16 protein-coding genes and 2 pseudogenes are annotated in these 14,866 nt (G+C 64.4%); 8 read left to right on the top strand and 10 right to left on the bottom strand.

Going from position 1 to position 14,866, the window contains the following annotated elements; all coding sequences use genetic code 11:
- From IEX78_RS10085 to IEX78_RS10075, 3 genes are read right to left on the bottom strand one after another with little or no spacing between them, the layout of a single operon-like run.
- Complete coding sequence (locus IEX78_RS10085) at positions 1 to 1,374, bottom strand: alanine racemase (RefSeq protein ID WP_229683853.1); 1,374 nt, start codon at positions 1,372 to 1,374, stop codon at positions 1 to 3.
- A 31-nt stretch (positions 1,375 to 1,405) separates the two neighbouring features.
- A complete protein-coding gene (locus IEX78_RS10080; RefSeq protein WP_229683852.1) occupies positions 1,406 to 2,401 on the bottom strand; it encodes an ornithine cyclodeaminase family protein in 996 nt (331 codons plus the stop codon).
- Positions 2,388 to 3,455 (bottom strand): TauD/TfdA family dioxygenase, encoded by a 1,068-nt coding sequence (locus IEX78_RS10075; protein WP_229683851.1) that lies wholly within the window; start codon positions 3,453 to 3,455, stop codon positions 2,388 to 2,390. Before IEX78_RS10075 ends, IEX78_RS10080 begins: the two co-directional genes overlap by 14 nt.
- A 246-nt stretch (positions 3,456 to 3,701) precedes the next feature.
- Between IEX78_RS10075 and IEX78_RS10070 the strand changes: the two genes are divergently transcribed.
- The 6 genes from IEX78_RS10070 to IEX78_RS10045 all read left to right on the top strand — a co-directional run bounded on the left by IEX78_RS10070 (position 3,702) and on the right by IEX78_RS10045 (position 9,050).
- Entirely contained in the window at positions 3,702 to 4,799 is a 1,098-nt protein-coding gene (locus tag IEX78_RS10070; RefSeq protein ID WP_188828650.1) for a hypothetical protein, read from the top strand.
- Positions 4,800 to 4,888: 89 nt separating this feature from the next.
- Positions 4,889 to 5,566 (top strand): lytic transglycosylase domain-containing protein, encoded by a 678-nt coding sequence (locus tag IEX78_RS10065; protein WP_229683983.1) that lies wholly within the window; start codon positions 4,889 to 4,891, stop codon positions 5,564 to 5,566.
- A 114-nt stretch (positions 5,567 to 5,680) separates the two neighbouring features.
- The gene (gene eno, locus IEX78_RS10060; protein ID WP_188828648.1) at positions 5,681 to 6,967 is read left to right on the top strand and encodes a phosphopyruvate hydratase; all 1,287 of its coding nucleotides are present in this window, start codon (positions 5,681 to 5,683) and stop codon (positions 6,965 to 6,967) included.
- 48 nt (positions 6,968 to 7,015) lie between these two features.
- Positions 7,016 to 7,591, top strand: coding sequence for an FtsB family cell division protein (locus IEX78_RS10055; protein ID WP_188828647.1), 576 nt, complete (start codon positions 7,016 to 7,018; stop codon positions 7,589 to 7,591).
- Entirely contained in the window at positions 7,588 to 8,103 is a 516-nt protein-coding gene (locus tag IEX78_RS10050) for a DUF501 domain-containing protein (RefSeq protein ID WP_188828646.1), read from the top strand. Before IEX78_RS10055 ends, IEX78_RS10050 begins: the two co-directional genes overlap by 4 nt.
- Entirely contained in the window at positions 8,100 to 9,050 is a 951-nt protein-coding gene (locus tag IEX78_RS10045) for a Ppx/GppA phosphatase family protein (protein WP_188828645.1), read from the top strand. The genes IEX78_RS10050 and IEX78_RS10045 overlap by 4 nt, the downstream gene beginning before the upstream one ends.
- 25 nt (positions 9,051 to 9,075) lie before the next feature.
- Here IEX78_RS10045 and IEX78_RS24180 read toward each other — a convergent pair.
- Positions 9,076 to 9,171, bottom strand: a pseudogene (locus IEX78_RS24180) (carboxymuconolactone decarboxylase family protein); the annotation flags it as partial.
- A 193-nt stretch (positions 9,172 to 9,364) separates the two neighbouring features.
- On the opposite strand from IEX78_RS24180, the gene IEX78_RS10040 reads away from it, so the two are divergent.
- Positions 9,365 to 10,354 carry a hypothetical protein gene (locus IEX78_RS10040; RefSeq protein WP_188828644.1) on the top strand — a complete coding sequence of 330 codons (990 nt, stop codon included), beginning with the start codon at positions 9,365 to 9,367 and terminating at the stop codon, positions 10,352 to 10,354.
- A gap of 93 nt (positions 10,355 to 10,447) precedes the next feature.
- Complete coding sequence (locus IEX78_RS10035) at positions 10,448 to 11,992, top strand: alkaline phosphatase D family protein (protein WP_188828643.1); 1,545 nt, start codon at positions 10,448 to 10,450, stop codon at positions 11,990 to 11,992.
- Positions 11,993 to 12,056: 64 nt separating this feature from the next.
- On the opposite strand, the gene IEX78_RS10030 is transcribed toward IEX78_RS10035, so the two are convergent.
- The 6 genes and pseudogenes from IEX78_RS10030 to IEX78_RS10010 form a co-directional block, all read right to left on the bottom strand.
- On the bottom strand, positions 12,057 to 12,695 hold the full coding sequence (locus IEX78_RS10030; RefSeq protein WP_188828642.1) for a PIN domain-containing protein: 639 nt from the start codon (positions 12,693 to 12,695) through the stop codon (positions 12,057 to 12,059).
- Between the two features lie 62 nt (positions 12,696 to 12,757).
- Positions 12,758 to 13,231 (bottom strand): helix-turn-helix domain-containing protein, encoded by a 474-nt coding sequence (locus tag IEX78_RS24175; protein WP_229683850.1) that lies wholly within the window; start codon positions 13,229 to 13,231, stop codon positions 12,758 to 12,760.
- A 119-nt stretch (positions 13,232 to 13,350) separates the two neighbouring features.
- Positions 13,351 to 13,484: pseudogene (locus IEX78_RS24845) on the bottom strand (YdeI/OmpD-associated family protein); the annotation flags it as partial.
- A gap of 9 nt (positions 13,485 to 13,493) precedes the next feature.
- Positions 13,494 to 13,706 (bottom strand): hypothetical protein, encoded by a 213-nt coding sequence (locus IEX78_RS10020; RefSeq protein ID WP_188828641.1) that lies wholly within the window; start codon positions 13,704 to 13,706, stop codon positions 13,494 to 13,496.
- A 35-nt stretch (positions 13,707 to 13,741) separates the two neighbouring features.
- Entirely contained in the window at positions 13,742 to 13,897 is a 156-nt protein-coding gene (locus IEX78_RS10015; protein ID WP_188828640.1) for a DUF6131 family protein, read from the bottom strand.
- 162 nt (positions 13,898 to 14,059) lie between these two features.
- Positions 14,060 to 14,854: an alpha/beta fold hydrolase gene (locus IEX78_RS10010; RefSeq protein ID WP_188828639.1), complete on the bottom strand. Its 795-nt coding sequence runs from the start codon at positions 14,852 to 14,854 to the stop codon at positions 14,060 to 14,062.
- Between the last annotated feature and the right edge of the window lie 12 nt (positions 14,855 to 14,866).

Below are 14,866 nucleotides of genomic sequence, written 5' to 3'. Positions count from 1 at the left end.
TCATCCTTTGTCGAGGGTCCAGGCGAGACCGTGAGTGGTGTTGTGCAGCACGACTTTTGGTGGAATTGGCAGCTCGTGAAACGACGACTCGTTCGAATCCATTTGGTAGCCAGCGGTATTGGGGTAGATGAGCAGGTCGCCGACCTTCGCACGGCGGGGGAGCGGGATGCGGCGGCGGCTTAGTAGGTCGGATTCGAGACACGTTGCCGCGCCGACCGTCGTCGGGGTGGATTCGCCTGCTTCCGGCGGCCACAGCGTTGGGTCAGGCAGATATTCGCTGTTGAACCACTGTTCGGACAGGCTCAGGCTTGTCCCGTCGACGGTGATGATGTCGTAAGGGCCGGTTGGGGTTTCGCGGGTTTTTGTGCCCTGGACGCGGAAAACGGAACAGCCCGCTTGGTCCAGCAACGCGCGGCCCGGTTCGATCGCGAGTTGAATCTTGTTGCGTCGCAGGACCGATGCGAGTTCGTCGGCTATCTCCCGCAGCATCACCGGGCCTGGTTTGGCGCAGTGGTACGGGTACGAGTCGTTGAGCGCGGGGGCAGACCCGTGGAACCATGCGTCGGAGTACTCGTCGCGAAACCGGTTCCACGCGTCGGCGGGCACGTAGTCGACTGCGAACCCGCCGCCGATGGAGACCAGATCAGCGCGATGGCCTGCTGCTTGGGCGCAGAGGCACCAGTCGATCGCGTGACGGGCGAGCGTGATGCGTGGTGCGGCGTCGTAACCGCCGAGATGAAAACTGAAGCCGCGCAACGATATTGGTCCGGCCAGGGGCAGGTTGGCGACGGCCCGCGTGACTTCCTCGTCGGTCATCCCGAACCGACTGACCACCCCGTCGGGCAGCAGTCGCAGTACGACAGACACCGGCTGGTCGACGCTCGCCCGCTCACTAAGCGCACGAACTCGCGCTAACTCATCGAGCCCATCGATAGCGACCGTCGCACCATGTCGGGCGGCAAGCCAGAGCAACTCATCCGACTTACTCGGCCCGGTCACCATGATGTTCGCCCCACGCACCCCACCGGCGAGCGCGCCGACGAACTCGCCAACACTCGCGACATCGACCCCGGCCCCAGCCTCCGCACAGGCCCTTACGACGCACGCGCCTTTGTTGGCTTTCTTCCCGAAGTAGATGACCCCGTCGACCCCGGAGGCTTGAAACGCGTCGTGAAACCCCCGCACATTAGCGCTGATCTGCTCGGGATAGAGCACGTGATAGGGACCGCCGAGTACGTGGGCGATTTCGCGCGGAAGTTGAGATGCGAGAAACGCACTCGCCCAATCACTTTGATGCGACGGCATCGATGGCGCAATGTGCGTCGCCCGGTCGACTGGGGCTCCCGCCTTGATCCGCTCAGGCGCTACCGCCACGCCGCGCCCCTTTCACTGACATCGCCGCGCCTCACTCCCACAGCGCGACCTCCTGCCCACGCCCCTCAGCGATCGCCCGCGCGGCCAACGCGTGCGCAACGGCAATGTCGGTCAACACAATTCCGCTGTTGTAGAGGAAAATCTTCTCGTCCTCCGACCGCCGCCCCACCGCCGATCGCGTCAACACCTGCGGCAATTCGGCGTCGACCGCCCGCAATGTCCCATCTGGACCGGCCATGTCCGTCCCGGTCAAGCGCATCTGCGCCTCGCTCGTCGCGATCACCCGGTCCGCGTCGACCAACGTCGAAGGGGCGAGCCCATATCCGACGAGCACGCACACCGAACCCGGCGCGAGGTCGCGCGATTCGATGGCGACTTCGGTCCCCGGACCTGCCGTCGCGAGCACAACGTCGGCCGTGCGGGCCGCCGCGTATGGGTCGTCGACCTCGGTCAGCAGCGCGTGCGGGGAGTCGTCGGCGAGGTGTTCGTGAACAGCCGCCAGGCCGTCGGCGTGCGTCCCGTACACCATCAACTTCCGCAGCTGCGGGTTCGCGGAAAGCAAGTGTGGCAACGCGTTTCGGCCCTGGGTGCCGGTCCCAATCAGTAACACGCTTTCCGCGCCACGTCGCACCGTCTCGCGGACTAGCAGCGCCGAAACGGCGGGCGTGCGCAACGCGCCGACCCGCGAGCAGTCCATCAGCGCGATCGGTGCGCCGGTGGTGTCGTCGTAGAGCGTGATGGTCGTGTAGTACCGCTTGGTGCTGCGGTCATGACTCGGGTCGAACTTGTAGGAGGTCTTCATCGCGACAACGCGCCGTCGCCCGTCGCGGCCCAACATGGCGTACGAAACCGAATTGCCGCCGGGGTCAGCGACACTCAGCTTGCGCGGGCTATCCGACTCACCCGAGGCGAACGCGAGATACGCCTCTTCAACGGCACGTACCACGTCGGCCGGGCTGATCGGCACGTCGGCCAGATCACTACGTGACAGCACCCGCAATGCGGGGCTGCGGTCACGGCTGCTCATGTCCTCGTTCATCGGCGTTACCCCAGTCCGGCCTGCCGTCGGTGGACGACCGGAACGGCGCGACCACCCGCTGCCCATACCCATTCTCATTCGCCTCGGCACCGCGCCGACGACGTTCGGGCAACCGGATATTGACGCGTTTGAGCCAGCGATCGGTGCCGTCATAGCGCGCGCGGAACGGGACGCGCCCGTGGACGGCGACGTCATTGTCAAGCAAAAGCACCTGACCGGGCTTGAGCGCGGGTGCTCTTCGCACGCGCGCGAGTTCGTCGCCAAGGCGCGAGTAGGCGCGCAGGAAGTCGGGTTGCGCGTCGTCGAGCGGCGTGTAAGCGGGGTCGTATCGCAAGGTGAGACAACCACTTTCGTCAGTCCACAGCGTCGGGCAAGGAGGTGGGCGCGAGAAGTCACCGGCTCCGTAGGAGATGTCCGGCAGGATCGGCACGACCGGTTTGTGCAGGATGTCGAAGTCGTCGCCCAGTTCCACTTCACGCACCGACGAAATCGTGGTCGCGACCCGATCGGGGTTGCGTAAGCACGCGAGCAGCAACAGATTCGCGCGGGCGGGATGAAACGCGTCCTCGGTGTGCGGCGCGAGTAGGACGGAACTGCTCGCGCCCGACTGTTCGTCCTCGTGACCGGCGGCGGGCACGATGTTGTTCACCAGCCGACCCGCCTGTTGCCCGTGCCAGCCGAACGGTTCACCGACGCAGCGGGCGAGGATTAGCAGCATCACGTCGACGACGCGCGCGGCGGGGTCGCCCGTTTGCGCCGCCTGCCAGCTCGCCGGTGTCGGCGCGAATTCCTGAGCATCGCAAGGGAATCCGTCGACAACAACCGCGCCCGATGCTGTCATTGGCACCCGCACAACATCACGCAGGTCGGCGGATAACTCCCGGACGTAGGCATCGAGAAGGTCGATGTGGCTGCCGTCACGTGATAGCGAGCAGATTTCCTTCGCGGCCACCCGTAGTCGCGCAGCGTCGGTAGCCGGAATAGCCCGCCGTTCTAGCTCGCTCAACCGTCGCGAATCTGGTTCGACGACAACACTTTCCACGAACGTCCCTTCCACGCACCGGTGAGACCCTGGGGTGAATCCGAACTCGATGAGCGAAGGTACTGCGTGGAACCACATTAGGCAAGACTTACCTAACGTGTCGGCCAAGAAATAGCGGAATCCGATAACCGAAATTTCTACCCCACGGTGTCGTACCGCGCTAAGCCGGGTTCGGCTTGTAACAGATCGCGATCTTGTTCCGAACAAGTCTGGTTGGCCAGCAACAGATTTCAGGAGAACGACGTAATGGAAGCTCCACACACACTCGACGCGGCGCCGTTGCCGGTGACGACGAGCGCGGTCGGGTCCGCACTGCCGAGTCGCAAGTGGATACTCGCGTTGGTTCTCGGCCTCGTCGTCATCCTGTCCGCGAGCGCGGGCACTATCGGCATCGCCTACTGGCTAATGCAGCCAAACGACGTCGCTTTCGCGATCGGCAGCTGCGTTGACGACGACACCGCGCCGGTCGAACGTGATTGCGCGGAACCGAACGCGATCTATCGGGTGACCGCGCGTGAGCGAGCGCAAGCCCCAACCGAACTCAGCTGTGTGAAACACGCAAACGCGACGCGCGCGGTCATCCAGCCGCTCGCTCACGGCAAGTCCGACATAGCGCTTTGCCTCACCCCGACCCGCGCGAATACCACCGATGCCGGAATGTTGACGGTCAACGACTGCGTCACAGTGCAAGAGCAAGGCCAGAAACTCTGGCGAGTCGACTGCGCGAAAGCTGATGTGCGTCGAGTCGTTGGGATCGAGAAACGAGAGAAGTTGCCGGTGAATGACGGTGCGTGCCGAGCCAGCACGACCGCGCGTCAGGCGTTCGCGCAAACATCGCTTGGTGGCCGCGCGATCGTGTTCTGTACGGTTTCGGCTCATCCGTCCTCGCGCGTCGAGGACGCGGAACCGGGTGACTGTTTCGACGCCGCGATCTTCGCGAAAACCTCCTGTGCCTCACCAACAGCGATGTACCGCGTGCTCGATGTGCGGCGCGAGTACTCGGAGCCAGCCAAGCCAATGTGCGCTTCGGTGCCCAACGCCACCGCATCCTTCGCGAGCTCAAGCGAGATCACCGACCTCAAGATCGTCAGCTGCCTAGGACCCGCCCAGCTCAATCACATTGGCTACGCGAACGTGGGAGCGTGCGTCACGGGACTTGAGCGCGCCGGCGACACAATCGACATCACGCTCGTTGACTGCGCTGACCCGGCGGCCGACGGCGTCGTTTCCGAGATCCATGCCGTCCACGAAGCCGAGTGTCCAAGAGGATTCGGTTCGTCCGCGCGCTTTAGCCGATCCGAGAAAACTGGTCCCGCGCTGTCGGTCTGCATCGCTGCGCGCTAGCCTGACCAGCCCAAACGCAAGCTCTTATGATCGATCTGGATCATAGAGACGTGCCTGGGACAAAGATCGGCGTGCTCGCCGTAGTAGCGATGACGGTGCTGCTCGGCGGATGTGGGGGCGGGGTCGACATTCCCGACGACATGCCGCCTGGGCCCGGCGTCCCGTTGCCCGCGATCAACATCGACGCGCCGGGTCGCGCGGCAACCCAGTTAAGCGATTGGGCCGACCAACAATCCGAGGAAGTCGGCGTCGACCCCGTCGCCCTTGAGGCTTACGGCTACGCCGCCGCCGTCATGGCAAGGGCTGAGCCCGAATGTGGCATCGCGTGGACAACCATCGCGGGCATCGCCAGCGTCGAAAGCGCGCACGGCACCCATCGCGGCGCGAACCTCAACAGCGACGGCACCGTTCGCCCCGCCATCATCGGCGTCCCCCTCGACGGAACCAAGGGCAACGCCGTCATCCGCGACACCGACGGCGGCAAACTCGACAACGACAAAGTCTTCGACCGAGCCGTTGGCCCACTGCAATTCATCCCCGAAACGTGGAAACGCTGGGGTGTCGACGCCAACGGCGACGGCAACATCGACCCGCAAAGCATCGACGACGCCGCCCTCACCGCCGCCCGCTACCTCTGCGCGCGCGGCGGCAACCTCACCTCACCCGACGGCTGGCAACGAGCCCTGCTCGCCTACAACCAATCCAACAAATACATGCACGTCGTACGGGATCGCGCCGCGATCTACAGCATTGGCCAACGCGTGTAGTTCGGTCAGGCCCGGAGTGCCGGTTACTCAGCAGTCGTCGAAGACGATAGGCTCAGCCACGCACGGACCATCCCGTGAGACCTACCGTGCCTTCCGTCGTAAGGAGTCGTTTTCGTGGCCATTATCGAACAGGTCGGAGCGCGCGAGATTCTCGATTCGCGCGGCAACCCCACTGTCGAGGTCGAGATCGCCCTCGACGACGGCACGCTGAGCCGCGCTGATGTGCCTTCGGGCGCGTCCACTGGCGAGCATGAGGCCGTCGAGTTGCGTGACGGCGATGAGCGATACAACGGCAAGGGCGTGCTCAAGGCCGTCGAAGCCGTTCTCGACGAGATCGCCCCGGCCATCATCGGCCTCGACGCCGTCGAACAGCGCACTGTCGACCAGGTGCTACTCGATCTTGATGGCACCCCCGATAAGTCGCGCCTCGGTGCCAACGCGCTGCTTGGCACGTCGCTCGCGGTGGCTCGCGCCGCCGCTGAATCGTCGGGCCTTGAACTGTTCCGCTACCTCGGCGGTCCGAACGCGCACGTGCTTCCCGTGCCGATGATGAACATCCTCAACGGTGGCGCGCACGCCGACACCGGTGTTGACGTGCAGGAATTCATGGTCGCCCCGATCGGCGCGCAGACCTTCCGCGAGTCGCTTCGCTGGGGTGCCGAGGTGTACCACGCGCTGAAGTCGGTGCTCAAGAGCAAGGGCCTGTCCACCGGTCTTGGCGATGAGGGTGGTTTCGCGCCCGACGTCGCTGGCACCAAGGAAGCGCTCGACCTGATCAGCGTCGCGATCGAGAAGGCCGGCTACAAGCTGGGCACCGACATCGCGCTCGCCCTCGACGTCGCCGCCACCGAGTTCTACACCCCCGGTGTTGGTTACAAGTTCGAAGGCAAGGTCCGCAGCGACGCCGAGATGGGCGCGTTCTACGCCGAGCTGCTCGACGCGTACCCGCTCGTTTCGATCGAAGACCCGCTTGCCGAAGACGACTGGGATGGCTGGGTCGCACTCACCGACCTGATCGGCGAAAAGGTGCAGCTTGTTGGCGACGACCTGTTCGTCACCAACCCTGAGCGCCTCGAAGAGGGCATCGCCAAGGGCGCGGCCAACGCGCTGCTGGTGAAGGTGAACCAGATCGGCACGCTCACCGAGACCCTCGACGCGGTCGACCTCGCGCACCGCAACGGCTACCGCACGATGATGTCGCACCGCAGTGGCGAAACCGAAGACACCACCATCGCCGACCTCGCCGTCGCCGTTGGTTCGGGCCAGATCAAGACCGGCGCGCCCGCTCGTTCCGAGCGTGTCGCCAAGTACAACCAGCTGCTGCGCATCGAAGACGCGCTCGGCGACGCGGGCACCTACGCGGGCGACGTCGCGTTCCCGCGCTTCACCCACGATTACTAAAGGGTAGCGTCGCAAAAGTAAGGCAGCGGTGAGATGAGGCGGTAGGCGATGACCGATCGACGTGCGCGTGGCAGCAGTCCCAACAGACGCGACACCCGCCGCACGTCGCGGTCAGCGCGTTCTCGACCGCCTCATCTCGACGCGCCGGGTCCGTCAGCGACCCGGACAACGCGTCGTCGGCCAACAAGCGGTCCGGCTAAGAAGAAGCCGCGCACCCAGTTGGCCCGCAACGAGCACACGATTCTTGGGCTTTCCACCGGTAAAGCGGTCATTTTGGCCGCCGTGCTGTGTGGGTTGGCGCTCACGCTCGCGGTGCCAACGCGCACCTATTTCAGTCAGCGCGCCGAGGCTGTCGCCTTGGCAACTCAGCGCACCGAACTCGAAGCCGACTTAGCCGCGTTGCGCGATCGCCGTGCGCAACAACAGGATCCGGCCTACATCCGTTCGGAAGCCCGTGATCGACTTCGGTTGGTCATGCCCGGCGAAACTCCCTACATCGTGCAGGTTCCCGGCATCGAAGCACCGACGCCGCCGCCGATGAGTACCCGTCGTCCCGCGCCCGACCCCTGGTACACCGACCTGTGGCGCAGCATTTCCGAACCCGTCCAGGAAGGACAACGGTGACCGCACCCTCGCAGCGCGATCTCGACATCATCGCTAAGCAACTCGGCCGTGAGCCGCGTGGCGTGCTCGCCGTTGCTTATCACACCCCCGACGGCCTGCCCGCTGTGGTGAAAACCGCGCCCCGGCTGCCCGACGGCACGCCGTTCCCCACGCTGTACTACCTGACTGATCCCCGGCTCACCGCTGAGGCGTCGCGGCAGGAGTCGGCGGGGGTGATGCGCGAGATGACTGAGCGGCTCGCCAATGATCCCGAAATCGCGGCCGCGTACCGGGCCGCGCATGAGAGCTACCTCGCTGAGCGCAATGAAATCGAGTCGCTTGGCACCGATTTCACCGGCGGCGGTATGCCTGACCGGGTGAAATGCCTGCACGTGCTGATCGCGCATTCGCTCGCGAAGGGTCCTGGTGTTAACCCGTTTGGCGACGAGGCCGTCGCGCTTGCGGCGGACGCTGGGCTGCGCGGCACGGCGATTCCGGCCGACTGGCCTTCTTCTGTTTCGGCCGAAGAATGAGCGAGCGCGTCGCCGCTATTGACTGCGGTACTAACTCGATTCGCCTGCTGATCGCGGATGTCGATGCTGCCGGTGCGCTCACCGACGTGGTTCGTGAGATGCGGGTCGTGCGGTTGGGGCAAGGTGTCGACGCGACTGGCAAGTTCGCGCCGGAAGCGCTTGAGCGCACGCGGGTCGCGCTTGCTGATTACGTGGAAACCATGCTGTCGCTTGGGGTTTCGCGTGTACGGATGGTCGCGACGTCGGCCACCCGTGACGCGTCGAATCGCGATGTGTTCTTCGACATGACGCGCGAACTGCTTGGTCGCGTGGTGCCGGGAGCGGTCGCCGAGGTGATTTCCGGCGACGAGGAAGCACGACTGTCCTTCGCTGGCGCGGTTGGTGAATTGCCCGCTGCGGCAGGGCCTTTCGTTGTCGTTGACCTGGGTGGTGGTTCGACCGAACTCGTCGTTGGTGACGCCAAGGGCGTGACGGCCGCCTACTCCGCCGACATCGGCTGCGTGCGGATCACCGAGCGCTGCCTGCCGTCGAACCCGCCGACACCCGAAGAGGTCGCTGCGGCAAGAGAATTCGCTGTTTCGCGACTCGACGAAGCCTTCGCGCACGTCCCCGTTGCTGGGGTGAAGACCTGGGTCGGCGTGGCAGGCACGATGACGACGATCGCCGCCGTCGCCATCGACCTCCCCGAATACGACTCCGAGCAGGTACACCTGACCGAACTGAATCTTCCTGCGGTACACCAGGTTTGCGACCGCTTGATCGCGATGACCCACGCCGAACGCGCCGCCCTCGGCCCCATGCACCCGGGCCGAGTCGACGTGATCGGCGGCGGCGCGGTGATCACCGAGGTTTTGGCCGACGAACTGGCACGCCGCGCGGGCATCGACTCCCTGATCGTGAGCGAGCACGACATCTTGGACGGAATCGCCCTGTCGATCGTGCGCTAGGGGCGTTCAGGTAGCCCCGGGTCTGGCCGTCGAACATGCCCGTCGGGCGCACGTCTAAACCCTGGTTTAGGCGTCCGCGCTGGTTTTCCCACGCGATCGCGGCGGCCAATTCCGCTAGCTGCAACGTTTCTCCCCTTTGCGTCGATGTCTGTTCGCTCGGAAGCCTTTCGAGCCCCGTCTGAACGCACGCCCGCGGCGGTCGGACAGGTGTGTTCCCCCGCTCACAACACCTTTCGGGTCGAGTGATGGCGGCGGAATCAATACACTGGGTGGAGATAGATCGCGCGGATTGGGCGCGCGAGGATGGGGGAGAGGTGACAAACGACGGTCCCGGGGGTCGGCGACCCGACGAGTCGCAGGGTTCCGATGGTGCGCAAGGTGCGTGGTGGACGCAGTCGCGCGAAACGCATGGCAACACCGATCCAACGGTGCATGCGCGCCCGTCAGACCCGTATTACGGGCAGGTGCCGCCGCCCCAGCAGGCGTGGAGTCAGCCTTCGTGGCAGCAGCCGCAGTACGTGCCGCCGCAGCCGCAGTACGCGATGCCGCCACGTCCGCCGATGCCGCCGCGTCGGTCGTCCAACACCACGCCGGTCCTGGTTGTTGTCGGAGCGCTAGTTGCGGTTGTTGTACTTGGTGTCGTCGCGCTTGTCGCGGTGAACGCAGGCGGCGAGGACGAAACCCCCTTGGCAGCAACAACTTCCGTCGCACCCACTACGACGACGTCGCTGACGACCACCAAGGCCGCGCCGACAACGACTAAGGCGTTCGACCCAACCACGCTCGACAGTGCGGCAACCGACACCACCCCGCTCACCGTCGCCGCGCTGCTCCCGCAGACCTACACCGACGCTAAAGGCATCGTGTACACGCGCAAAGCGAGTGGTGAGCATGGATGCACGATGAAAAGTCACTCCGACAACATCAATACCGCGCTCACCAAGAACGGGTGCGTCACCAACATCACCGGCTCCTACATCGACAAAGACGAACACATCCTTGTCTCGGTGAACGTGCTTGTCTTCCCCGATCGCGCGTCGGCCCGCGCCGCCTACGACGCGCTCGACGGCCCGATTCAGGACTGGGGAATCTGGTGTCCAACAACCGGTTTGGGGTCAACCACTTGCGACGGCGACCTACGTAAGGCGACGCACAGCCAGTGGTCAACGGTCGACCACCGCTACTTCACCCAGGCAACCGGCGTGTACATCGATTTGTCGAAGGACAACTCGCTGCTTGAGTGGTGCAGCGCGGGCGCGAAGGCGGCTTCGTCGAAGGCGGGACCGAGCAACTACGCGCGGTAACTCCTACGCGGAGGAAACGATGTTCGAGCATCGTTCATACCGTGTTGCCGTTGCGACCGAGTCGCGTTCCCGTGCGGGCGGCACCGTTTCGGCATGGCTTCTTCGCTGTCTCGGCGCACGCTGTTTCGTGCCTCCGCCCTTGGACTTGTCGTGTCGCCCGCGCTCGCCGCGTGCGGAAGCAACGACGGACCCGGTCTCGTTCGTGCACGGCCGAAGCTCACCCACGGTGTCGCTGTCGGTGATCCGCGCAGTGATGGGGCGCTGATCTGGGCGCGGTCCGACCAGCCCGCGACGCTGGTTGTTGAAACGTCGGCGACCGAGTCGTTCCGGGACGTGAAGCGATTCACCGGGCCGCTGCTCACGCCGGAGTCCGACGGCACCGGTCGCGTGCGGGTCAACGGGTTGCCCGCCGGGCAGGTTGTTCACTACCGCGTGCACCTTGAAGGTGATGGTGGGGCGAACTCCGAGCCGGTCACCGGCGTTTTTCGGACGGCACCTACCGCGGCCGCCGACATCAACCTTGTCTGGTCGGGCGACGTCGCTGGCCAGGGTTTCGGGATCAACCCCGACGTTGGCGGAATGCGCGTGTTCAAGGCGATGGCGGCGCGCGACCCGCACCTGTTCCTGCATTCCGGCGACGCTATTTACGCCGACAACGCGATCAAGGAATCGGTGACGCTGCCTGATGGTCGCGTGTGGCGCAACGTGACGGCGGAGGCGAAGAACGCGCCCGCCGAAACGCTGGACCAGTTCCGTGGCAACTACGCCTACAACCTCACTGACGACAACTACCGCGCGTTCAATTCCACTGTGGCGCAAGTGGTTCAGTGGGACGACCACGAGACGACGAACAACTGGTCCCCGGGTGGTACGGTCGCGGCGGAAAAGGGTTACCGCGAGCGCAGCATGGACGTGCTCGCGGCGCGGTCATGGCAGGCGTTCCACGAGTGGATGCCGTTGGAGACCAAGGAAGCGGTCGACGGTCGGTTGTATCGCAAGATCTCCTACGGGCCGCTGCTCGACGTGTTTGTTCTCGATATGCGCGCGTACAAGGATGCCAACAACGCGAACAACGGCCCGGCTGGTTCGATCTTCGGTGCGGCCCAAACCCGTTGGCTCACTGAGGGATTGCGCACTTCGACCGCGACATGGAAGATCGTCGCCGCAGACCTGCCTCTTGGCGTTGTCGTGCCGGACGGCAAAACCGCGTTCGAAGGTCCGGCTAACGCGGCTCCCGGCGCACCGTCAGGCCGGGAAACCGAAGTGGCGCAGGTGCTTTCGTCGATTAAGGCCAACAAGGTGCGCAACGTCGTGTGGCTCACCGCGGACGTGCACTACACGGCGGCCCACCGCTACGCGCCCGAGCGGGCCACCTTCACCGACTTCGACGAGTTCTGGGAGTTCGTCTCCGGCCCACTGAACGCGGGCGCGTTCGGCCCGAACGACCTAGACCCGACCTTCGGCCCAGAAGCGGTATTCGTGCACGCGCCGCCGGCCCCAAACACGAGCCCCCTCGACCTGGAATTTCAGCATTTCGGCGAGGTCCGCATCGACGGCAAGACATCGGAACTGACGGTGAACCTGTGCGATGCGACGGGGAAGGTGCTGTTCGCGAAGAAGTTGGAGCCTAAGAGGTGATACGCCTGTGGGCTAGCGGTAATCACACCCAGCCCAGCTCCATGGACAGGCTGCTCGAACGACCCTAGAGGTGCGGGCCGGCGGTGGGCGCCGTGAATGTGCGGCCCAGCAAAGCGTTGACGTCGAGGGTTTGCAGGTGTCGGCGAACCCGTTCCGCGAATAAGGGCGCCTGCGCCGATTTGAGCTTGTCGGGCAGTCCGACGCTGCGGTCCCCACCGCGTGTGAGGTGGTAGACGAGCTGTTCGCCGACAACCTCACGCACCACATGCGGCATCGCGGTGTCGACATGCTCGAAGAACTCGTCAGCGGTGTAGATCTCGTACGGAACGTCGCCAAGCTGCGTGAAGTCTTTACCATTATTGGTCAACAGGATGTCTGCATTGCAGTGGACTGCGGCGCAGTGAACATGCGCATCACCTGGATCCGGGTAGGTCACGGCGCGGTCGATTGTGTATCCGGTGACTCGTCCCGTCTTGAACGAGTTTTCGAGCCGCCGACGAATCCCACCCACCTGTGCGTCATCGAGAAGCGGATGATTCTTGCGGAAGTGGTAGTGGAACTCCGCCATAACGTCATCGGACCACAGCACTTCGAACATTTCATTGCCCGGGTTGAGGTATAGCAGCGCCAGCCAATCCCTGAGTGTGCGGGAGTACAGAACGTTGGCGTCCACGAAGACGCTGGCGACCCACCCGCTTGTCATGGCGGACATCGTACAAGCGGGTGGACAGCCCGAACGGCCCCAACGGAATTTGGCCCGCGCTGCTAGTCGGTCAGACCGAGCTGATCCTCGATTGCGCGCAATGCGTCGAAGGACTCTCGCTGGTCGGCGCGTTGTATATCCCGATGCGCCAGCACATCGGCGGTCTTCAGTCGGGTGTGCGAACCAACCTTGTGCGCGGGAATTTCCCCTGCGCTGATCAGCTTCATCAGTGTCGGGCGTGAGATCCCGAGCATCCGTCCGGCGACTGTCGTCGTCACCTCGTTCGGAACACTGCCGACCGTGACAGTGCAACCACGGGCGACGAGATCGAGAACTTGCGATACCAGCGCGGTGAGCTGTGCGGGCATCTCTACTGATGCGCCCGTGTCCAGGCTGACGGTAATCCCGGCGTTGCCGTGCGCCGAATGAGTGCTGCCAGCATTCTCCACGTGCGCAAGAAAAGCCCGGGCTTGCGTAGCTTCGTCTTCGCTGATCGACAGCACGGCTTTGTCATCGCGAATAAAGGAGGTGCTCATGTCTCCGAACTCCCCTCGGTCTCTCGGGTGTACCTACACCCAACGCTATCTCCTTACACTTATAAGTGCAAGGAAATAGCGTCGCGACACGATCGTCGGGGAAGTTGTTTGGCCGACGGCTAGCGGTGCTTGCACCCAGGGCAGCAGCATGGGCGGCGCTGGCCTTCTTCCAGCCCCTCCTGGGGGCGGCGGGCGCGGCTAGCGGCGTGATGTCTTCCCACGCCGCTAGCGCGACCGGGTTGCCAAGGAGTGCGTGGCCCGGTCAGCTGGGTTCAGGCAGCTTGCAGTTGTCGACCTTCGGGTTGACGCCCGCGTAGTTGAGTGGGCCCGCGATGACGGTTACCGCGATGGTGCCCAGCGTCGCGCAATTCTGCTCGCGCTCGGTGTAATAACCGCGCTGACCTGCGGCGAGGATGCCGATCAGCAACCAGACAAGCACGATGGTTGATGCGATGCGGGGAGTGTTGTTCGACATTGTTGTTCCCCTTGTCCTGCGGAAGCTACGCATGATCAGTAGTAGTGCTTACGGCCGGCGATGGGGCGTCCGACCGCACCGGCCACTGCCAGCGCGAGGCCGACGACGAGCAGGATCACGCCGACCGTGTTGAGGATGGGAATGCCGAAAACGAGTCCGGCTATGAGCAAGATCGCGCCAAAAAGAATCACGAGAGATCACCTAGTTCGATATTGCGGTTGCGGATGCCGGTGGGCACCCACAGTGATGGGGTGCCCGCTATTCCCACGTCGAAACAGGGTGCGGCCCGAATGGCGCCCGAGTGTGACCACGCTCGCTGGCCCCCAGTACCTCGAATTGGTTGTTGCGCAGGCCTAGTCAGTCACGAGTCCGCGAACCGCGGCAGCGACGGCGGGGGAGTCCTTGGCCAGAATCTTGGAATGGTTGCTTGCCACCTTCGCGCTGATCGTGACGTTCGGGTTGTGCGCGATGATGGGGTCGAGAACCGTTCTGCCCGACTCCATTTCGCCTTTCTCGCTGCCGAGGCTGTCGCCGGTTGCCAAGACGAACCGCACCGGGTGAGATGCCCGTTCCAGCACCGCCACGCTGGCAGCCGCGATCTCGTTCAGCTCGATATTGACCTCGGCATGCTGGGCCGCGCTCATTCGTGCTGCCATCCCGAACGGGCGAACGAACGGGAGCAGGAACCGCATTTTGTGGAACAGCTTGCGAATCCGCTCGGCGCTTTCCTCGCGGGTCAGGCCGAACGGGAATGAATCGACGGTCACCAGTCCGGTGACACGGTCGGGGTTGCGGTCGGCCCAGTGCCAGCCGAGGACACCGCCGTACGACCAGCCAACGAGGATGACCGGCCCGTCAACACCGCGCGCCGCGAGCACGGCATCGATGTCGCGCAGGCACGCTTCGAAGGAGTAGTCGGCGGACTGCTTGGACTTGCCGCGAGCGCGTTCGTCGAAGCGAATGTGGCGGTATCCGGGTCCCAGGTCGGCGACCACCTTCTTCCAGTGCGAAAGGTCGGCGTAGGCGCCGTTGAGGTAGACAACCGGCTGACCAGCGCCGCCGGTGTCGGTCACGTAGAGGGCGGTGTCGTCGACGTCGACCATGCCGGTCCAAGTCGAAGGGGCAGTTGAGCTTTCGTTTTTCGTCATGGGAGAACTATC

It is taken from the genome of Nocardia camponoti (assembly GCF_014646135.1).
Lineage (GTDB): Bacteria > Actinomycetota > Actinomycetes > Mycobacteriales > Mycobacteriaceae > Nocardia > Nocardia camponoti.
Note: the sequence above shows the minus strand (reverse complement) of the source record. Positions and strands in the feature narration are given on the sequence as shown.